This is a genomic window from Microbacterium sp. oral taxon 186 str. F0373, assembly GCF_000411455.1.
GTDB lineage: Bacteria > Actinomycetota > Actinomycetes > Actinomycetales > Microbacteriaceae > Microbacterium.
In genome coordinates, this window is sequence record NZ_KE150458.1 from 456,025 (window position 1) to 475,537 (window position 19,513).

17 protein-coding genes are annotated in these 19,513 nt (G+C 68.7%); 13 read left to right on the forward strand and 4 right to left on the reverse strand.

The window, feature by feature from the left end; translation table 11 throughout:
• Positions 1-164: 164 nt before the first annotated feature.
• The 9 genes from rpsB (at position 165) to HMPREF1529_RS12285 (ending at position 6,750) form a co-directional block, all read left to right on the forward strand.
• Positions 165-1,034: a 30S ribosomal protein S2 gene (rpsB, locus tag HMPREF1529_RS12245; protein ID WP_005050249.1), complete on the forward strand. Its 870-nt coding sequence runs from the start codon at positions 165-167 to the stop codon at positions 1,032-1,034.
• An 89-nt stretch (positions 1,035-1,123) separates the two neighbouring features.
• Entirely contained in the window at positions 1,124-1,951 is an 828-nt protein-coding gene (gene tsf / locus HMPREF1529_RS12250) for a translation elongation factor Ts (RefSeq protein WP_005050250.1), read from the forward strand.
• Between the two features lie 90 nt (positions 1,952-2,041).
• A complete protein-coding gene (gene pyrH, locus HMPREF1529_RS12255) occupies positions 2,042-2,761 on the forward strand; it encodes a UMP kinase (protein WP_016465040.1) in 720 nt (239 codons plus the stop codon).
• 57 nt (positions 2,762-2,818) lie between these two features.
• Positions 2,819-3,373, forward strand: coding sequence for a ribosome recycling factor (gene frr, locus HMPREF1529_RS12260; protein ID WP_005050254.1), 555 nt, complete (start codon positions 2,819-2,821; stop codon positions 3,371-3,373).
• Positions 3,374-3,377: 4 nt separating this feature from the next.
• A complete protein-coding gene (locus HMPREF1529_RS12265) occupies positions 3,378-4,400 on the forward strand; it encodes a phosphatidate cytidylyltransferase (RefSeq protein ID WP_016465041.1) in 1,023 nt (340 codons plus the stop codon).
• The gene (locus tag HMPREF1529_RS12270; protein ID WP_016465042.1) at positions 4,397-4,963 is read left to right on the forward strand and encodes a DivIVA domain-containing protein; all 567 of its coding nucleotides are present in this window, start codon (positions 4,397-4,399) and stop codon (positions 4,961-4,963) included. The genes HMPREF1529_RS12265 and HMPREF1529_RS12270 overlap by 4 nt, the downstream gene beginning before the upstream one ends.
• A 183-nt stretch (positions 4,964-5,146) precedes the next feature.
• On the forward strand, positions 5,147-5,749 hold the full coding sequence (locus HMPREF1529_RS12275; protein ID WP_016465043.1) for a hypothetical protein: 603 nt from the start codon (positions 5,147-5,149) through the stop codon (positions 5,747-5,749).
• 4 nt (positions 5,750-5,753) lie between these two features.
• Positions 5,754-6,035 carry a hypothetical protein gene (locus HMPREF1529_RS16350; protein ID WP_016465044.1) on the forward strand — a complete coding sequence of 94 codons (282 nt, stop codon included), beginning with the start codon at positions 5,754-5,756 and terminating at the stop codon, positions 6,033-6,035.
• 1 nt (position 6,036) lies between these two features.
• A complete protein-coding gene (locus tag HMPREF1529_RS12285; RefSeq protein WP_016465045.1) occupies positions 6,037-6,750 on the forward strand; it encodes an alpha/beta hydrolase in 714 nt (237 codons plus the stop codon).
• A 3-nt stretch (positions 6,751-6,753) separates the two neighbouring features.
• Here HMPREF1529_RS12285 and HMPREF1529_RS12290 read toward each other — a convergent pair whose 3' ends face one another.
• A complete protein-coding gene (locus HMPREF1529_RS12290) occupies positions 6,754-7,833 on the reverse strand; it encodes an AI-2E family transporter (RefSeq protein ID WP_036283736.1) in 1,080 nt (359 codons plus the stop codon).
• Positions 7,834-8,000: 167 nt separating this feature from the next.
• Between HMPREF1529_RS12290 and HMPREF1529_RS12295 the strand changes: the two genes are divergently transcribed.
• Entirely contained in the window at positions 8,001-9,758 is a 1,758-nt protein-coding gene (locus HMPREF1529_RS12295) for a hypothetical protein (RefSeq protein WP_016465047.1), read from the forward strand.
• On the forward strand, positions 9,759-10,688 hold the full coding sequence (locus tag HMPREF1529_RS12300) for a tetratricopeptide repeat protein (protein ID WP_016465048.1): 930 nt from the start codon (positions 9,759-9,761) through the stop codon (positions 10,686-10,688).
• Positions 10,689-10,719: 31 nt separating this feature from the next.
• On the opposite strand, the gene glgB is transcribed toward HMPREF1529_RS12300, so the two are convergent.
• The 3 genes from glgB to glgX form a co-directional block, all read right to left on the reverse strand.
• The gene (gene glgB / locus HMPREF1529_RS12305; RefSeq protein WP_005050266.1) at positions 10,720-12,858 is read right to left on the reverse strand and encodes a 1,4-alpha-glucan branching protein GlgB; all 2,139 of its coding nucleotides are present in this window, start codon (positions 12,856-12,858) and stop codon (positions 10,720-10,722) included.
• Positions 12,855-14,822: an alpha-1,4-glucan--maltose-1-phosphate maltosyltransferase gene (locus HMPREF1529_RS12310; RefSeq protein WP_016465049.1), complete on the reverse strand. Its 1,968-nt coding sequence runs from the start codon at positions 14,820-14,822 to the stop codon at positions 12,855-12,857. Before HMPREF1529_RS12310 ends, glgB begins: the two co-directional genes overlap by 4 nt.
• A 188-nt stretch (positions 14,823-15,010) precedes the next feature.
• Positions 15,011-17,110: a glycogen debranching protein GlgX gene (glgX, locus tag HMPREF1529_RS12315; protein ID WP_016465050.1), complete on the reverse strand. Its 2,100-nt coding sequence runs from the start codon at positions 17,108-17,110 to the stop codon at positions 15,011-15,013.
• A 54-nt stretch (positions 17,111-17,164) separates the two neighbouring features.
• Here glgX and HMPREF1529_RS12320 point away from each other — a divergent pair, with 54 nt between their 5' ends.
• On the forward strand, positions 17,165-18,373 hold the full coding sequence (locus HMPREF1529_RS12320; protein ID WP_005050271.1) for a cysteine desulfurase family protein: 1,209 nt from the start codon (positions 17,165-17,167) through the stop codon (positions 18,371-18,373).
• Between the two features lie 9 nt (positions 18,374-18,382).
• Entirely contained in the window at positions 18,383-19,480 is a 1,098-nt protein-coding gene (gene mnmA, locus HMPREF1529_RS12325) for a tRNA 2-thiouridine(34) synthase MnmA (protein ID WP_005050272.1), read from the forward strand.
• Positions 19,481-19,513 lie beyond the last annotated feature (33 nt).

Consider the following 19,513-nt stretch of genomic DNA (forward strand, 5'->3'; position numbering starts at 1 on the left):
GTCGGGGTGACTCCGCGTGCCCACAGCGGCCCCGTCCCCGGACGGATTCCGCGGCATCCACACCTCGAGGTCTCACCGCGACAGCGGAGAGCGGGTGTGCGCCGGGCACCAGGCGCTCGGGCCGATCGGCCCACGCGATCAACCCAAAGAGAAGGAGAACGGCCATGGCCGTCGTCACCATTCGCCAGCTGCTCGACAGCGGCGTCCACTTCGGACACCAGACCCGCCGGTGGAACCCGAAGGTCAAGCGTTTCATCCTGACGGAGCGCTCCGGCATCCACATCATCGACCTGCAGCAGTCGCTGGGGTACATCGACAAGGCGTACGAGTACGTCCGGGAGACGGTCGCGCACGGCGGCACCATCCTGTTCGTCGGCACCAAGAAGCAGGCGCAGGAAGTCATCGCCGAGCAGGCGACGCGCGTCGGCCAGCCGTACGTCAACCAGCGCTGGCTCGGTGGCCTCCTGACCAACTTCTCGACGGTCAGCAAGCGCCTCGCCCGCATGAAGGAGCTCGAGGAGCTCAACTTCGAGAACCCCGCCGACAGCGGCTTCACGAAGAAGGAGCTCCTGCTGAAGAAGCGCGAGCTCGACAAGCTGCACAAGTCGCTCGGCGGTATCCGCAACCTCACCAAGACGCCCTCGGCGATCTGGATCGTCGACGCCAAGCGCGAGCACCTCGCCGTCAGCGAGGCACAGAAGCTCGGCATCCCCGTGATCGGCATCCTCGACACGAACGCCGACCCCGACGAGTTCCAGTTCCCGATCCCGGGCAACGACGACGCGATCCGCTCGGTGGGCCTGCTCACGCGCATCATCGCCGACGCCGCCGCGGAGGGCCTCATCCAGCGTCACCAGCCGACCGACGAGTCCGCCGACGCCGAGCCCCTCGCCGACTGGGAGCGCGAGCTGCTCGAGACGCCCGTCGTCACCGACGTCGCCGAGGTCGAGACCATCGCCACCGAGTCGACCGCCGATGTCGCGGGCGCCGAAGCCAAGGCCGAGGGCGACGCCGCAGCGACCGCTTCCGAGTAAGACCACTTCGTCGGTGCGGAGCCGCGCCTGACGGGCGGCTTCGCACCGGCATCCCACGAGAACTCACGACACGCAAGGAGCCACCACCCATGGCAAACTTCACCATCGCCGACATCAAGGCCCTGCGCGAGCAGCTCGGCACGGGCATGGTCGACACCAAGAAGGCGCTCGAGGAGGCCGACGGCGACCTCGAGAAGGCCGTCGAGATCCTCCGCCTCAAGGGCGCGAAGGGCAACGCGAAGCGTGCCGACCGCTCCACCAGCGAGGGCCTCGTCGCCGCCGCCCTCAACGACGGCAAGGTCACCATCCTCGAGCTGAACACCGAGACCGACTTCGTCGCCAAGAACGAGCGCTTCATCGCTCTCGCCGACCAGGTGCTCGCGGCGGCCGCCGCCGTCAGCGCCGACTCCGTCGAGGCCGCGCTGGCCGCGGATGCCGAGGGCAAGACGGTCGCCGAGCTCATCTCAGACGAGGCCGCGATCATCGGTGAGAAGGTCGAGCTGCGTCGCGTGCGCACGATCGCGGGTGACAAGTTCGAGATCTACCTGCACAAGACGAGCAAGGACCTTCCGCCGCAGGTGGGCGTCGTGCTCGCCTACACCGGTGACGACGCCGAGACCGCGCGCTCGATCGCGCAGCACATCTCGTTCGCCAACCCGACCTACCTCTCGCGCGAGGACGTCCCGGCCGAAGAGGTCGAGAAGGAGCGCGAGATCGTCACGGAGATCTCCCGCAACGAGGGCAAGCCGGAGGCGGCGCTGCCGAAGATCGTCGAAGGCCGCGTGAACGCGTTCTTCAAGCAGGTCGCTCTGCTGGATCAGGACTACGCGAAGGACAACAAGCTGTCCGTCGCCAAGGTCGCCGGCGACGCTGGCATCACGATCACCGACTTCGCCCGCTTCAAGGTCGGCGCGTAAGTCGCGTCAAGGGGTCCGCATTCACCGAATGCGGACCCCTTTTCCATGCCCCGCCTTCGATAGTCTGCATCTCGACGAGAGGAACCCCCCGTGACCGATGAGAACACCGGACGCCGTCGCGTCCTCCTGAAGCTGTCCGGGGAGGCCTTCGGAGGAGGCCAGCTCGGTGTCAACCCCGACGTCGTCGGTCAGATCGCACGCGAGATCGCCGCCGCGGTCGACCGGGTGGAGATCGCCATCGTGGTGGGCGGTGGCAACTTCTTCCGCGGAGCGGAACTGAGCCAGCGCGGCATGGACCGCGGGCGCGCCGACTACATGGGCATGCTCGGCACCGTGATGAACGCGCTCGCGCTGCAGGACTTCCTCGAGCAGGCCGGCGCCGCCACACGTGTGCAGTCGGCCATCTCGATGACCCAGGTCGCCGAGCCCTACATCCCGCGTCGCGCTGAGCGGCACATGGAGAAGGGCCGCGTCGTCATCTTCGGCGCCGGCGCCGGTTTGCCCTACTTCTCGACCGACACGGTCGCCGCGCAGCGCGCTCTCGAGATCGGCGCGGACGAGGTACTGGTCGCCAAGAACGGCGTCGACGGCGTCTACACGGCTGACCCCAAGACGAACCCGGATGCCGTGCGGATCGACACCATCACGTATCGCGACGCCCTCCAGCGGGGCCTGAAGGTCGTGGACTCCACGGCGTTCAGCCTGTGCATGGACAACGGCATCGACATGCGTGTCTTCGGCATGGAACCCGCGGGCAACGTCACGCGCGCGCTGCTCGGCGAATCCATCGGCACGCTCGTCACCGTCTGAGCCGCTGAGCGCTGCGCACTAGACTTTTCCCTGACGTACCGAACGAATGGAGTGACCGTGATCGCCGAGATCCTGGCCGACACGTCCGCCCGCATGGACCGCGCCGTGGAGGCTGCGAAGGATGACTTCGCGACCGTGCGCACGGGTCGTGCAAACCCCCAGCTCTTCCAGAAGATCCTGGTCGACTACTACGGTTCCCCGACCCCGCTCGCCCAGCTGGCATCCCTGAACACGCCGGAAGCGCGCACGCTGGTCGTCACGCCCTATGACAAGTCCGCTCTCAAAGCGATCGAGCAGGCGATCCGCGACATGCCGAACCTGGGCGCGAACCCGTCCAACGACGGCAACATCGTGCGTGTCTCGATGCCGGAACTGACGGCCGAGCGTCGCAAGGAGTACGTCAAGCTCGTTCGCACCAAGGGGGAAGACGCCAAGGTGCACCTCCGCGGCATCCGCCGCAAGGCCAAGGACGAGCTGGACGCGCTGAAGAGCGAGGTCGGCGAAGACGATCTCGTGCGGGCCGAGAAGGAGCTCGACGCCGTCACGCGCAGCCACGTCGACGAGATCGACGAGGCGCTCAAGCGCAAAGAAGCCGAGCTTCTCGAGGTCTGAGGACGTGCCGACCACCGACTCGCCGGGAGATGCCGGGCTCGGAGGCGTTCCGGACCCGGAGGGGGATCGCGCGCGCTCCGCAAGCTCGGCGAGCTTCCAGGCTCACGTGCGCGCCGCGCGCACCGAGATCGAGCACCAGATGGACCGAGCTCGCGCCGACTTCGAGGAAGTCACCGACCGCATCAATGCGCGCACCGGTCGCAATCTCCTGATGGCGATCCTCATCGGGTTGGCGGTCGGAGCCGTGGTGCTGGGCTCGTTGCTGTTCATCAAGTGGCTCTTCCTCGTGTTCGCGGTGCCGGTGTGTCTGCTCGGCGTGTTCGAGTTCAGCCGGGCGCTGCAGACCGCCGGCCGGCGCGTCGATGTGTGGCCGCAGATCGTCGCCGGCGCGGTCATCATGCTCTCCGCTTTCTTCGCGGGTCACCTGACGCATTGGGCGTTGACCTTCGGGGCCGTGACCGCGGTGATCGTATGGCGCCTGCTCGCGCAGATGGTCGCTCGCGACGGGCGTCGATACGGCGAGGTCCTCGGCGATGTGCTGATCGCTGGCTTCCTCCCGCTGTACGTCCCGTTCCTGGCGAGTCTCGCTCTCGTGCTGCTGCGCCAGGACCAGGGTGAGTACTGGGTACTCGGCATGCTGATCGCCGTGGTCGCGACGGACACCGGGGCCTACGCGTCCGGGCTCGCGTTCGGCTCCCACCCGATGGCGCCGCGGATCAGCCCGAAGAAGACATGGGAGGGGTTCGCCGGGGGAGCCCTGGCGACTCTCATCGCCTCCGGGCTGTGGGCACTGTTCGTCCTCGGGATCCCCTGGTGGGCCGGCGTGATCTTCGGGTTGCTCATCTTGGGGTGTGCGACCGTCGGCGACCTCGGCGAGTCGATGATCAAGCGCGATCTGGGCATCAAGGACATGAGTTCATGGCTGCCGGGCCACGGGGGCGTGCTTGATCGGCTGGACTCGATCCTGCCCTCGGCTGCGGCCGCTCTCGCTCTCTATTTCCTCTTCTCTCCCCTGGTGGTCTCATGAACGACGCCCCCGCGACGAGCGCGCCGCCGTTCCCGCTGACGTCCGGCCGCACCCGCGGCTATCGTCCCGATGCCGTCGACGATTTCCTGGCCCGCGCCCGCGCGGCCTTCGAGTCGGGGCAGTCGACAGAGATCGATGCGGCCGCCGTCCGCACGGCCGCGTTTCCGCTCGTGCGGCGCGGATATCAGGTGGTCGCGGTCGATGCGGCTCTCAGCCGCATCGAAGACGCGTTCGCCGCCCGCGAACGCGAGCAGGCACTGTCTCGTCGCGGCGCACGAGCATGGGTGGGACAGTCGCGCAAGCTGGCCCAGGAGGTGCTGGATCGCCTCACCCGCCCCAAGGGCCGTCGCTTCCGCCGCGTCGCAATGCTGCGCTTCGGCTACCGGGTCGACGAGGTCGATCTGGTCGCCGACAAGATCGCACGCTTCCTCGAGAGCGGCGAACCGGTGACCGTCGACCAGGTGCGTTCGGTCGCTTTCCGGATGCAGCGACGGGGCTACAGCGAGGCGCAAGTGGACGCTGTCCTGGACGCCACCGTAGAGGTCATGCTCGCCGTCGTCTGATCAGGACAGCCTGGCGGGCTCGGAGCAGCGCGCTAGAATCGGAGGACTGTGACTGCCGACGCCGAACTGACGCCCTCCCGCGTCGATGTTCCCGAGACGCGCGCCGCACGGAGAAATCAGGTTTCCCCGCGTCGCGTGCGTCCGTCTGCCCCCACGGCGAAGTGGTCGCGACGGCGCGGAGTCATGAGCGGATTCGCCGTGCTCGCCGTTCTCGGATTCGGTGCCGCGTATATCGGACCCATGACGGCGACGAGCCCGCGTGCCCAGGCCGCCGAGGTCGCCCCCATCTCTCTCTACGCGTCGACGATCGCCAACGCACAGGCGTACCTCGCGGCATCCGACCAGACAGCCGGTCTCGGCCGCGACTCAGTCGTGTACAGCGTGTACGTCACGCCCAAGCCCACGCCGACGCCCACGCCGTCGGCAGCGAAGGGATCGTCGACGTCGAGCTCGTCGTGGTCGCCCCCGTTCGTCGCACCCGACCCGGGCACTGCACAGTCCATCGCGTACGGGATGGTTCAGCAGCGCGGCTGGGGCGACGACGAGTTCGCCTGCCTGGTCGCCCTGTGGAACAAGGAGTCCGGATGGCGAGTGGGCGCCTACAACGCGGGAAGCGGCGCCTACGGCATCCCGCAGGCGCTTCCGGGAAGCAAGATGGCGTCGGCGGGCGCAGACTGGGAGACCAATCCTGCAACGCAGATCGCCTGGGGCCTCGGCTACATCGGGGGACGTTACAGCAGCCCGTGCGGGGCGTGGTCGCACTCACAGTCCACGGGGTGGTACTGAGCACATGCCGCGCGCGAACCGACGGCAGCCCTCACCAGCCGACGATTCGTTCGATCGGCTGTTGAGCGGCTGGAAGCGTACCGAGTCCCGGCGCGGCGTCGAGTGGACCGTGCAACCGGTCAGTGCCGTCCAGGCGCAGAAGACCTACGTCTGCCCGGGGTGCGGCCGATCTATAGCGCCGCGCACGGCTCACGTCGTGGTGTGGCGCGCGGACGGCGTCCTGGGCGACGCCGCGGATCTGGCCGCGCGGCGGCACTGGCACACGGCCTGTTGGAAGGTGGCATGAGATGGAGATTCGCGGACCGGTACTTCTGCCCGCGCGGCGCGAGGAGATCGAGCTCGAAACGCTCGACGGGCTGACTCTCGTCGGAGAGCTGGCGCTGCCCGCGCACCGCGACCCGGTCGCCACGCTCGTGACACTGCATCCGCTGCCCACAGCTGGCGGCTTCATGGATTCGCACATCCTGAGGAAAGCCGCCGGACGTCTGCCGGCCCTCGCCGACCTCGCCGTCCTGCGATTCAACACGCGGGGCACGACGTCGCCCCGCGGAACGAGCGAGGGTGGCTTCGACGGCGGACGCGCCGAGGAGTTCGACGTTGCCGCGGCGCTCGCTTTCGTCGAGGCGCGGGCTCTGCCGCATCCCTGGCTCGTGGGATGGTCTTTCGGTACCGAACTGGCTCTGAAGTACGGGCGGGATCACGCGATCGACGGTGTCATCCTGCTCTCCCCGCCGTTGCATCGCGCCACCGCGGCGGACGTCGCCGCGTGGCGGGGAGAGACCAGGCAGGTGGTGGCTCTCATCCCCGAGTTCGACGACTACCTCCGCCCCGCCGAAGCTCACGACCGTTTCGCCCCCATCGACCATGCGCGGGTCATCGCCGTCGACGGCGGCAAGCATCTGTGGGTGGGGGAGACGCAGACGCGCCGCGTTCTCACGGAGATCGTCGCGGCCGTCAACCCTGACGCGCTGCCCCTCGCCACCGAATGGGACGAGCAGTAGGGCTCAGCGCTCGTTCTGACGAGGAATGATCACCTGACGGTAGATGATCAGGATGCTCGCGGCAACGGGAATCGCGATGAGCGCGCCGAGGAGTCCGAGCAGGGCGCCTCCGGCCAGCGCTGCGATCACCACGACGGCGCCGGGCACCGACACCGCGCGGTTCATGATGCGCGGCGAGAGGAGGTAGGCCTCCACCTGCATGTACACCACGTACCAGACGAGCGCCACGATCGCCGTCAGCGGCGAGCTGAGTCCGGGGATGAGGCAGGTGAGCACGATGATCGCCGAACCCGTGAGTGTGCCCACGAGGGGGATCAGCGAGAAGAAGAACGCGATCACCGCCAACACGGCCGGGAACGGGGCCCCGATGATCGAGAGGAAGGCGGCGCTGAGGACACCGTTGATGGCACCGAGCGTGACCTGCCCCATGACGTAGTGACCCACGGATGCGGTGATCTGCTCCGAGAGGTCGACGAAACGTGCCCGCTTCGAGGCGGGCACGAGCTGTGCGACCGACGCCTTCAGCGACGGCGTCGACGCGGTGAAGTAGATCGTGAGGATCAGGATGATGATCGCCCCGGTAATGAGCGAGATGATCGAGGCGCCGATGCCGAGGATCACGTTGCCGGCCGATGTTCCGATCTGCGCGAAGTCCAGGCTGTTGAACCAGTCGGACACGTACTTGAACGCCATGTCGACATCCAGCGCGGGGAAGGTGGCGTGCAGCCACTTCGACAGATCGTCGACGGGGTTCCACGAGCCGTTGACCGCGCTGTCGATGAGTCGCTGCACCTGCGTGATCAGCTGAGCGATCTGCCCCACGAGGACAGGGATGACGATCAGCACGATGCCGGTGAACACCGCCAGCACGGCCGCGAAGGTGATCAGCAGCGCCGCCCACCGCGGCAGGCGACGACGCTCCAGCCAGCTGACGAGAGGATCGAGCCCGAGCGCGAGGAACAGGGCCGTCCCCACGTACAGCAGGATCGTCGACAGCGACTGCACGCTGGTGATGAGCAGGATGCCGACGCCGACGCCGAGCGTGGCGACGAGAGCCGTGCGGAACGGATGCTGCAGCTTCATGGTGATGTCAGAATACGCACCGCGCGGCGCTTTCGCGGGCGACGCGGCCGCGGCGGTCGTCGGGGGTATCACGGTCCTCCCGGGCGACGCACAGCAGGATGTCGCTAGGCTGGAACGTCGATTGCGCGCCGCGATCCCGTCTGCGGTGCGCGCGGGAGGTGTCTTACGTGCGTTTCGTCTGGGCTGTGACGGCCTTCGTGCTGGCTGCGGTCATGATCGGCGCCGGTATCGCCCAGCGCACCGTGCTGCAGGGTCCGCGGACCGAGAGCGAGACGATCTCCGTCACCGGCGACGCGCCGTACATCCTGATCGATGGCAGCGTGCTCAACAGCCACGCCGGCTCACAGACCCTCCGTGTCCAGGAGGCGGGCACGATCTTCGCCTCGTACGGGCGCACGGCCGACCTCGAAGCCTGGCTGACGCCGTCCTCGTACACGCACGTGACCGTCGATGGGGGAGCCACCACGACGACGGCCGTCGCGGCGAAGAACCCGCCGGCCGCCGGCAGCGCGCCGATCACCCCCGTCGGCTCGGATCTCTGGCTGGATGAGTTCCAGCAGGATGACGTCCTCATCACCCCCCTGCAGCTTCCGGCGGACATGAGCCTGCTCGTGGCCACCGACGGTGTGAAGCCGGCGCCGAGCAGCCTCACCGTGACCTGGCCGACGGGAGCGACGACCCCGTGGGCGGGTCCTCTCATCGTCCTGGGCAGCATCTTCTTGCTGATCGGCATCATCGTGTACGTCCTCGGCGTGCGGCATGCACGCCGATCGCGCGGCCCGCGCCGCAAGGGTCTGCCGATGCCGGTGACCGAGCCCATCGACGTCGCGGTCGCGGGGGCCGACAAGGGCGTCATCAGCGCCACGCCCTCGCGTCGTCAGTTGACCCGCGGCAAGCGCTCACTCATCGCGGTTCCGGCCGTCGGCGTCGCCGCGTTGCTGTTCACCGGCTGCACTGCCGATGCCTGGCCGCAGTTCGCCGGCACGCCGACGCCCACGGCATCCGAGAGTGTCGTCGTGCCGCAGGATCAGGGACGGCCCGCCGTCACCCAGCAGCAGGCCGAGCGCATCCTCACGCGCGTCTCCGAGCAGGTGGCGAAGGCCGATGCCGCCAAGGATCCCGCGGCGGCTGCGCTGCGGTTGACGGGCTCTGCTCTGGCGGCCCGAGAGACGGACTACAAGCTCCGCGACGTCGCCGGGCACACGGCACTGAGCGCGTTGCCCGACAAGCCTGTCAAGATCATCCTGCCCGAGGCCTACGACGGGTGGCCGCGCACATTCTTCGCGGTCATCGAGACCGGAGACGTCATCCTCAGCGTGACCCAGGAGGACCCCTGGTCGCCTTACAAGGTCACGCGGGAGGCCGAGCTGGTGTCGCAGGCCAGTCTCAATCTCGCGCCCTCGTACGTCGGCGCGATCTCGATCGACCCCGACTCGCCCTTCTTGGCGCTCGCCCCCAACAAGGTGGCCGCGGCCTATGCCGACATCCTCACCAACGGTGACAGCAGCGCGTTCGCGGCGCAGTTCGATTCGACGAACGACCCCTTCCGAAAGCTCGTTGCCGACAACCGCGCCTCCCGGCTGCAGGCGTTCAACCAGACCGGCGCGCAGACGGGGACGCTGACCTACGCGGCATCGGCGGGGCCGGACGAACCCATCTCTCTGGCCACGCTGGATTCGGGCGCGATCGTTGCGGTGACCGTGCACGAGAGCGACACCGTCAAGCCCACCAACACCGACGCGGTGATCAAGCTCGACAACAACGCGATCGTGCAGACCCTCACCGGCGTGAATCAGTCCTCGACGGGCTTCACGACGACCTTCGTCGACCAGCTCTTCTTCTTCGTCCCCTCCCAGAGCTCCAGCAAGCGCATCCAGCTGCTGGGGTACTCGACCTCCATCCTCGACGCGAAAGTAGCCCCCTAAGTGAGCGATCCCACCTCGGGCGCCGTGCTGCGCGGTGCCGTCGACCTGTCGTCCCTGCGCTCTCGCCCGTCGGCACCCGCCGGCTCCGCAACGGCGCCCTCAGCGGGCCCCGGCCCGTCGTTGATCTTCGATGCGACCGACGAGAGCTTCGGTCAGGTGCTCGAGCTGTCGCGGTCCGTGCCGGTCGTGGTGGATCTGTGGGCCGAGTGGTGCGGTCCCTGCACGCAGCTCAGTCCGATCCTCGAGAAGGTCGTCACCGAGCTCGCCGGACGTCTGGTGCTGGCCAAGGTCGACGTGGATGCGAACCCGCAGATCTCCCAGGGCTTCCGCGCCCAGTCGATCCCCATGGTCGTCGCCCTCGTTGCGGGTCAGCCCGTTCCGCTGTTCACCGGCGCGGTGCCGGAGCAGCAGGTACGCGACGTCTTCGCCCAGCTGCTGCAGCTGGCAGCCCAGAACGGAGTCACGGGCACCGTCCCCGTCGACGGCGCCGAGTCGGCTGAACCCGACGAGCCCGCACTGCCCCCGCGACACCAGGAGGCGTTCGATGCGATCGAGGCGGGCGACTACGCGCGCGCCGTTTCGGCGTATGAGGCGGCGCTCGCGGAGAACCCGCGCGACGAGCAGGCTCAGGCCGGTCTCGGCCAGGTGCGCCTCCTGCAGCGCGTGCAGGGGCTCGACCTGCAGCAGGCGAGGGATGCCGCGGCATCCGCGCCCACCGACATCGAGGCCCAGTTCGCCGTCGCCGATCTCGACATCGCCGGCGGTCACATCGACGACGCGTTCGCGCGGCTGCTCGACCTGTTCGCCGCGCTGCCGTCCGATGAGCGCGGCGCCGTCCGCGACCGCCTCATCGAGCTCTTCGGACTCATCGGGAACAGTGACGCGCGCGTCATCCGTGCCCGCGGCCGGCTGACCTCACTGCTGTTCTGACACCGACTCTTCCGGCATCGGACGCCGGCACCTACGCCGGGCGGCCGAGCCAGAGGACGCCGAGCGGGGGCAGAACGAGTGTCGCGCGTCCGTCGTCATCGGCGTGCACCGTGCCGAAGTTCCCCACTCCCGAGCCGCCGTAAGCCTGCGCATCGGAGTTGAGCAGCTCCCGCCACGCTCCGCCCGCCGGCAGGTCCAGGGCGTAGTCGTGAAGGGGAACACCGGAGAAGTTGCAGACCACGACGACGGTGTTGCCGTGGTCGTCGACGCGCGCGAAGGCGATGACGTTCGGGTTCCAGGTGGGAGCACCCAGGCGCCGGAACGCGGAGCCGTCGCTGTCGCGCGCCCACAGCGGTGGGTTCTCACGGTAGACGCGATTGAGCGCGCCGACGAAGTCGAGAAGCTGCCGGTGCGGAGGCTGATCGAGCATCCACCAGTCCAGTCCGCGGCCCTCCGACCATTCGGACAGCTGCCCGAAGTCCTGCCCCATGAACAGCAGCTGCTTACCGGGATGGCCCCACATGTACGCGAGGAAGGCGCGGGTGTTGGCGAGCTTCTGCCAATGGTCTCCCGGCATCCGCGTGAACAGCGTCCCCTTACCGTGGACGACCTCGTCGTGGCTGATCGGAAGGATGAAGTGCTCGCTGAAGGCGTAGACGAACGAGAACGACAGCTCGCCCTCGTGATGGCCGCGGTACATCGGGTCGCGCTTGATGTACTCGAGCGAGTCGTTCATCCAGCCCATGTTCCACTTGAACCCGAACCCGAGGCCACCGGCGCTGGTGGGCGAGGTGACGCCGGGATAGCTGGTGGACTCCTCCGCAATCATGGCGATGCCGGGGTAGCGCTTGTATGCCGTGGCGTTGACCTCCTGGAGGAACCGGATCGCCTCCAGGTTCTCTCGTCCACCGTAGATGTTCGGCTCCCATTCGCCGGCCTCGCGCGAGTAGTCGAGATAGAGCATCGAGGCCACGGCATCCACCCGCAGACCGTCGACGTGGAACTCCTCCAGCCAGTAGAGGGCGTTGGCCACCAAGAAGTTGCGCACCTCGTTGCGGCCGTAGTCGAAGATGAGCGTGCCCCAGTCCTTGTGCTCGCCGCGGCGGGGATCGGGATGCTCGTACAGGGGGTCGCCGTCGAAACGGGCCAGCGCGAACGCGTCCTTCGGGAAATGGCCCGGAACCCAGTCCATGATGACGCCGAAGCCGGCCTGGTGCAGTCGGTCAATCAGGTGGCGCAGGTCGTCGGGACTGCCGAAACGGCTCGTCGGAGCGTAGTACCCGCTGACCTGATACCCCCACGAGCCACCGAACGGATGCTCGGCCAGGGGCAGGAACTCGACATGGGTGTATCCGGTCTCGGTGAGGTACGCGATCAGCGGCTCCACGACGTCTCGATACCCGAGCCCCGGTCGCCAGGATCCCAGGTGCAACTCGTACGTCGACATCGGCTGCGAAAGCACGTCTCGTCCGGCGCGTGAGGTCATCCACTCCTCATCGCCCCAGCGGTACGCGCTCTCGGTCACGATGGACCCGGTCGCCGGAGGAAGTTCGGCACGCTGTGCCATCGGGTCGGCCTTGAGAATCCACCCGCCGTGGCGTGTGAGGATCTCGTACTTGTAGACCGCGCCGGAAGAGAGCCCGGGCACGAACAACTCCCAGACGCCGCTGGAGCCGAGGCTGCGCAACGCGTGCCCCTGGCCGTCCCACGCGTTGAAGTCGCCGACGACACGCACAGCGCGCGCATTCGGCGCCCAGACAGCGAACGACACGCCGCTGACCGCGTCGTAATGGCGAACGTGGGCACCGAGTGCCTGCCAGAGCTGCTCATGGCGACCCTCGGCGATCAGATGACGATCGACGTCACCCAGGGTCGGAAGATGACGGTACGGATCGTCGACGCGGTAGTCGGCGCCGCCCTCGTAAGTGGCCACCAGTTCGTACGCGCGGGGCTGCGTGGGGCTCTGGCCCTCCCAGATTCCGGCGCGCACGTGCTCGAGCGGGATCTCGGTGCCGTCGTCCGCCACGGCCGTGACCGATGATGCCATCGGCCGGCGTGCGCGGATCACCCACGACCCGTCGGTGCGTCGATGCGGGCCGAGGATGTCGTGCGGGGCGTGGTAGGAGCCGGTCGCGACCGTGTCCAGGACTTGGTCGGAGATGTCGCTCATCGGGTCTCCTTCACGTGCAGGATGTGGACGGGTTCGTCGAACGCGTCCAGACGGACGAAGTTGTCCTGGTTCCAGGTCCACGTCGCGCCCGTCACGAGATCTTCGACGACGTAGTCGGCGCCGCGCGCCACGCCGAACACGGTGGAGTCGATGTGCACCGTGGTCTGGCGAGTCGAATGCGGGTCGACGTTCGCGACGACGATGATCGTGTCGTCGACCCCGTCGACGCTCAGCGCCGCGGGCAGGTGCTTGACGAAGACGAGGATCGCGTCGTCGTCGCTCCAATGGATCGAGATGTCGCGCAGCTGTCGCAGCGCCGGGTGAGCGCGGCGGATCTCGTTGAGGCGCGTCAGGTAGGGAGCGATGGTCAGTCCCTGGGATGCCGCGGCATCCCAGTCGCGCAGCTTGTACTCGTACTTCTCGTTGTCGAGGTTCTCCTCGGACCCGGGCCGGGCCACGTTCTCGATCAGCTCGTAGCCGGCGTACACGCCGTAGGAGGCGCCCGCGGTGGCGGCCAGGGCTGCGCGAATCTTGTAGGCGGGACGGCCGCCGTACTGGAGGTACTCGGTGAGGATGTCGGGCGTGTTGACGAAGAGGTTGGGCCGCATGAAGTCCGCGGTGTCGTGGGAGATCCAGTGGAGGAACTCCTCCAGCTCCGCCTTCGTGTTGCGCCACGTGAAGTACGAGTAACTCTGCTGGAACCCGGCTTGCGCAAGCGCCTGCAGGGGGGCCGGACGGGTGAAGGCTTCGGCCAGGAAGACCACGTCGGGGTGTTCGGCGTTCACCGTGGCGATGAGCCACTCCCAGAACTGCAGCGGCTTGGTGTGCGGGTTGTCCACGCGGAAGATCTTCACGCCCTGCGCGATCCAATGCCGCACGATGCGGAGGACTTCGGCGCGGATACCGGCGGGGTCGTTGTCGAAGTTGATCGGGTAGATGTCCTGATACTTCTTCGGCGGATTCTCCGCGTAGGCGATCGTGCCGTCCGGAAGCGTGGTGAACCACTCCGGATGAGCCGCCACCCACGGATGGTCGGGGGCCGCCTGAAGCGCGAGGTCGAGCGCGACCTCGAGTCCCTCGGCGCGCGCCGCACGCACGAAAGCACGGAAGTCGGCGAGCGTGCCGAGATCGGGGTGCACGGTGTCGTGGCCGCCGGCGGCCGACCCGATGGCCCAGGGGGAGCCGGGGTCGCTCGGACCCGCGGTCAGCGTGTTGTTGGGTCCCTTGCGGTTGACCTCGCCGATCGGGTGGATCGGCGGCAGGTACAGCACGTCGAAGCCCATCGCGGCGACGGCCGGCAGGCGCTTGATCGCCGTGCGGAAGGTGCCGCTCTTGATCGACCCGTCCTTCAGCCGCTTCGCGCCCTCCGACCGGGGGAAGAACTCGTACCAGGCGCCGACGCCCGCGCGCTCCCGCTCCACCCGCAACTCGAGGTCGGGACCTGTCGTGAGGAGCGACTGAACCGGTCGGGCGCGAAAGGCGGCGCGGATCGCAGGATCGCGCATGACCGCCAACGCCTCGTCGTCGCTCGTACTCTGCTCGCGCAGTGCGCGGGCGGCAGCGTTCAGGGCAGTGCGCTCGGCGGTGGGGCGGTCCTTCTCCCGGGCCGCGTCGGTGAACAGTCTGGCGCCCATCTCGCGCATGAGCGGCGCATCGACGCCGGCCGCGATCTTGAGCTGCGCTGCGTGATCCCACGTCGCGACATCGTCGCCGAAGGCCTCGAAGCGAAACCGCCAGATTCCCTCTTCGAGCGGCGCGATGTCGACGCTCCAGCGATCGAAACCGTCACCGAGCGGAGACAGCCGATGCAGAGACTCCTCTCCCGAGGGGGAGAAGAGCCGCACGTGCACGCCGATCCGGTCGTGCCCCTCGCGGAAGGCGGTGACCACGAACGGAACCGCCTCCCCGGAGAATGCGGACGGTAGAAACAGCGCGTCCGGGACGGACGGGTGCGCCAGCGCCATCGGGATCCGTCCCGCCCGCGTGTCGGTCACGCCGCGCCACGCGGTGACCGGGCGTACCGGAATCGGTGCAGCGCTGCGCAGCGTCGTCGCGCGAGGAGGAACGGAAGAAGCGGAGCGCGTCGTCGAAGCCACGACTCGAACCTACCGTCGAACCCCGGACGGGCACACCACCGCGAGTCCGGGTCGCGTCATTGCATCCGGAACAGGTGAAGCGCGGTACCCGGCAAGGTGAGGACATCGCCCGGGGCGAACACCGGCTCGGTCGTGTCGGGAAGATCCGGCACGCTCGACCAGAGCGACACGTAACCGGCCACGCCGTCGATCGTGGGGAGCGTCACGTCCACCGCGCGCTCGGTGCCGTGCACGACCAGCAGGATCCGGTTCGGATCCTCCTCTTCCGGTGTGGATGCCGCGTCGTACTGCAGGGTCCGGTGCGCGGGATCGGTCCATCGCTCGATCGACATCGTCTCGCCGTTCTCGTCGTACCAGTCGATGACCGATGCGCTGGGCACGACGTGCGCGTCACGCGCGAAACGACGCGGCCGCAGGGCGGGGTTGTCGCGGCGCAACTGGATGAGTCGACGCACGTGAGCCAGCAGGTCGTCCTGCCACGGAGCATGCTCCCAGTTGAGCCAGGTCAGAGGCGAGTCGTGGCAGTAGGCGTTGTTGTTTCCTCGCTGCGTCCGCCCGAACTCATCGCCCGCGGTCATCATCGGCACACCGGCCGACAACAGCAGCGTTCCCATGAGGTTGCGCATCGCCTTTCGGCGCGTCGCCAGGATCGCCTCGTCGTCGGTGCGCCCTTCGGCACCGTGGTTGAAAGAACGGTTCGTGTCGGCGCCGTCGCGGTTCTGCTCGCCGTTGCCGAGGTTGTGCTTGACGTCGTAGGAGACGAGGTCACGCAGGGTGAAACCGTCGTGCGCGGTGACGAAGTTGACGCTCGCGAGCGGTCCGCGCTCGGCGCTGAACGTGTTCGACGAGCCGGCGAGCCGGGTGGCGAAACCCCCGATGCCGACGGGCGACGTCGAGGCGCGGCGGGCGTAATCGATGTCGCTCAGCCAGAAGTTGCGAACGCGGTCGCGGTAGCGGTCGTTCCACTCGGCCCAGCCCGTGCCGAAGTTGCCCGTCTGCCAGCCGCCCATACTGACGTCCCAGGGCTCGGCGATCATCTTCAGGCCCGCGAGCGACGGATCCTCGACGATCGCCCGAAGCAGCGGGTGCTCAGGATCGAACGCGTTGTCGCCACCACGCCCCAGGGTCACGGCCAGGTCGAAGCGGAAACCGTCGATCTGCACGTTGTCGGCCCAGTACCTCAGGGAGTCCAGCACGAGACGCGCGGCGGCGCCCGTCGCCGTGTTGACGGCATTGCCGCACCCGGTGACGTCGATGTAGGCGCCGTCGTCCTGCTGCCGGTAGTAGCCGCGGTTGTCGATACCACGGAAGCTGGATCGCGGTCCGCCCAGACCGAGCTCGGACGTGTGGTTGTACACCACGTCGAGGATGACCTCGATGCCCGCGGCGTGGAGATCGCGAACCATCGTCTTGACCTCGCGCAGCACCGCGTCGGGGCCGGCGGCGACGGCGTCGGCGGTCGCGTAGGGGGCATGCGCGCTGAAGAAGTTGAGGGTGTTGTAGCCCCAGTAGTTCGTCAGCCCCTGATTGAGAAGGCGCGGCTCGGTCTCGAACGCGTGGATCGGCAGGAGTTCGACCGCGGTCACACCCAGCCCGCGCAGGTGCGCGATCATCGCCGGATGCCCGAGTCCCGCGTACGTGCCGTGCAGCGCCGGCGGGATGTCGGGGTGCCGTTTGGTGAGCCCCTTCACGTGGGCTTCGTAGATCACCGTCCGGTCCATCGGCGTCTGCGGACGCGCGATCCCGGTCCAGTCGAACTCGTCGTCGACGACGGTCGCGCGCCACTGGCCGATACGCACCGGCACCAGGCCTCGCGCGTAGGGATCCAGGAGCAGGCTCTCGGGGTTGAAGGTCTGCCCGGGGCCGGCCGGACCCGTGACGCGAAGCGCGTAGCACGCGCCGACGCGCAGGTGCGGCGTCGTCACCTCCCAGACGTCGTCGCCCGCGGGGGTCAGCGGGATGCTCGCGGTGATCCAGTCGAGATCGTCCGCGTCGAAGACGACCAGATCGATCCCAGTCGCGTCCTCCGACCACACACGAAGGGTCCCGCCGTCGGGCCCGAGGGTGACGCCGAGCCGGTCATAGGCAGGCCCGAGGAACGGTGCGGGCGGGGCGGGGTGGGCATCGACGATAGGGGACGGCTTCGGGCTGGCCATGCGCTCTAGAGTAGTGACGCGGTGAGTCCGCGTCGTCACGAGTGCGGGAGCGTCATGTCGATCTATCTCGACCATGCGGCGTCGACGCCCCTGCGCGAGAGCGCCCGCGAGGCATGGCTGGCAGCGGCGACGCTGACGGGCAATGCGTCGTCGGTGCACGGTGCCGGGCAGGCGGCACGACGGCTGCTGGAGCACTCGCGCGAGCGTATCGCCGCGGTGCTGGACTGCGACCCGATCGAGGTCGTGCTCACCTCCGGCGGGACCGAGAGTATCAACCTGGCGCTGAAGGGTCTGTGGTGGGGCAAAGCCGGCGACCGTGAGGCCGTGCTGCTGCCCGACGGCGAGCATCATGCGAGCATCGACACCGTCGACTGGCTGCGCGCGCGGGGCGCGCGCGTGCGCGCCGTCGCGCTCGACCCGGTCGGCCGCATTCCCCTCGACGGATTCCGGACGGCGCTGACCGCCCCCGCTCCCGCGGCGCTGGCGACCGCCCTGGTCGCCAATAACGAGGTCGGAACCGTTCAGGATGCCGCTCAGCTGGCGGCGGCCGCCGCCGCCGCCGACGTTCCGCTTCACCTCGACGCCGTTGCGGCCATGGGTCACCTGCCGGTGTCGTTCTCCGCCTGGCGCGGAGGTGCCGCGCCCGGCGTCGGTCTCGTCGCGCTCAGCGTCTCGGGGCACAAAGTCGGAGCGCCCGTCGGCACGGGCGCCGTCGTCGTGTCGCGTCACGCCCGCATCGCGGCGCTCCTACACGGCGGCGGTCAGCAACGCGGGCTGCGCTCCGGCACGCAGGACATCGCCGGCGCCGCGGCGCTGGCTGTCGCCCTCGAGGATGCCGAGGCCGAACGCGTCGGCGAGCAGAAGCGGCTGGGGGCGCTCGGCGATCGGCTCTGGTCCGGCATCCGCGCCGCGATCCCGGCTGCCGAGCTGCTGGGCGATGCTCGAGACCGCCTCGCCGGCAACGTGCACGTCCACCTGCCGGGGGCGGTGGGGGAGACGATGCTGTTCTTGCTCGATCAGGAGGGGATCTCGGTCTCGACCGGGTCAGCGTGCCAAGCCGGTGTCGCGGAGCCCTCGCACGTCGTGCTCGCTCTCGGGCGCGACCAGGACGTGGCACGGTCGGTGCTGCGGCTCACGCTCGGGCGCACCACCGTCCCCAGTGATGTCGATGCGCTGCTCGCGGCCCTCCCACGTGCGTACGCCCGGGCGACGAGTGCCGCCCGGCCGCGTCGGCTCGGCGCCGACGGCGTGCAGCCCTCGTAGACTGGACCGATGCGTATCCTGGCGGCCATGAGCGGCGGCGTCGACTCCGCTGTCGCCGCGGCCCGCGCGGTCGACGCCGGTCACGACGTGGTCGGCGTCCACCTCGCGCTCTCGCGAGCGGGGGGGACGCTGCGCACCGGAAGCCGCGGCTGCTGCACGATCGAAGACGCGATGGATGCGCGCCGTGCGGCAGACCGGCTCGGCATCCCCTTCTACGTCTGGGACTTCTCCGAACGCTTCCGCGACGACGTCATCGACGACTTCATCGCCGAGTACCGCGCGGGCCGTACGCCGAACCCGTGCATGCGCTGCAACGAGAAGATCAAGTTCGCGGCCCTGCTCGAACGGGCGCTCGAGCTCGGCTTCGACGCCGTCTGCACCGGTCACTACGCGATCCTTGTCGACGGGCCGGACGGGCGCGAGCTGCATCGGGCGAGCGACGAGGCGAAAGACCAGTCCTACGTGCTCGGTGTGCTCACCGCGCCCCAGCTCGCGCACACGTACTTCCCGCTCGGATCGACGCCGTCCAAAGCCCTCGTGCGCGCCGAAGCGGCCGAGCGCGGGTTGACGGTCGCCCAGAAGCCGGACAGCCACGACATCTGCTTCATCCCCGACGGCGACACCCGCGGGTGGCTCGCAGAGAAGGTCGGCACGGCGCAGGGCGACATCGTCGACCGCGACGGCGCTGTCGTGGGAAGCCACGGCGGAGCCCACGCGTACACGGTGGGACAGCGGCGCGGTCTGCAGCTGGGTGTTCCCGCATCCGATGGCAAGCCGCGCTTCGTCCTCGAGGTCCGTCCCGTCTCGAACACGGTCGTCGTCGGTCCGAAGGAAGCGCTGGCCACGGCGGAGATCGCCGGCTCACGTCATAGCTGGGCCGGCCGGGCCCCGGCGGATGCCGAGTTCTTCTGCCATGTCCAGATCCGTGCTCACGCCGAACCGGTGCCGGCGTCCGCCGTGGTTCGCGAGGGCACCGTGACGGTGCGTCCCGAGACGCCCTTCGACGGCGTCGCCCCGGGGCAGACAGCGGTGCTGTACGACGGCACGCGGGTGATCGGCCAGTTCACGGTCGACCGCACCGTTTCGGCGGTTCCCGTCGCCGGCTGACGGCGTGCACCAGGCGGCATCTGTCGGCGTGGA

Coding starts and splice junctions, on each gene's coding strand:
- rpsB (WP_005050249.1), top strand. CDS start 165: ATGGCCGTCGTCACCATTCGCCAGCTGCTCGACAGCGGCGTCCACTTC.
- tsf (WP_005050250.1), top strand. CDS start 1,124: ATGGCAAACTTCACCATCGCCGACATCAAGGCCCTGCGCGAGCAGCTC.
- HMPREF1529_RS12270 (WP_016465042.1), top strand. CDS start 4,397: ATGAACGACGCCCCCGCGACGAGCGCGCCGCCGTTCCCGCTGACGTCC.
- HMPREF1529_RS12275 (WP_016465043.1), top strand. CDS start 5,147: ATGAGCGGATTCGCCGTGCTCGCCGTTCTCGGATTCGGTGCCGCGTAT.
- HMPREF1529_RS16350 (WP_016465044.1), top strand. CDS start 5,754: ATGCCGCGCGCGAACCGACGGCAGCCCTCACCAGCCGACGATTCGTTC.
- HMPREF1529_RS12285 (WP_016465045.1), top strand. CDS start 6,037: ATGGAGATTCGCGGACCGGTACTTCTGCCCGCGCGGCGCGAGGAGATC.
- HMPREF1529_RS12290 (WP_036283736.1), bottom strand. CDS start 7,833: ATGAAGCTGCAGCATCCGTTCCGCACGGCTCTCGTCGCCACGCTCGGC.
- glgB (WP_005050266.1), bottom strand. CDS start 12,858: ATGAGCGACATCTCCGACCAAGTCCTGGACACGGTCGCGACCGGCTCC.
- HMPREF1529_RS12310 (WP_016465049.1), bottom strand. CDS start 14,822: ATGGCGCTGGCGCACCCGTCCGTCCCGGACGCGCTGTTTCTACCGTCC.
- glgX (WP_016465050.1), bottom strand. CDS start 17,110: ATGGCCAGCCCGAAGCCGTCCCCTATCGTCGATGCCCACCCCGCCCCG.
- HMPREF1529_RS12320 (WP_005050271.1), top strand. CDS start 17,165: ATGTCGATCTATCTCGACCATGCGGCGTCGACGCCCCTGCGCGAGAGC.
- mnmA (WP_005050272.1), top strand. CDS start 18,383: ATGCGTATCCTGGCGGCCATGAGCGGCGGCGTCGACTCCGCTGTCGCC.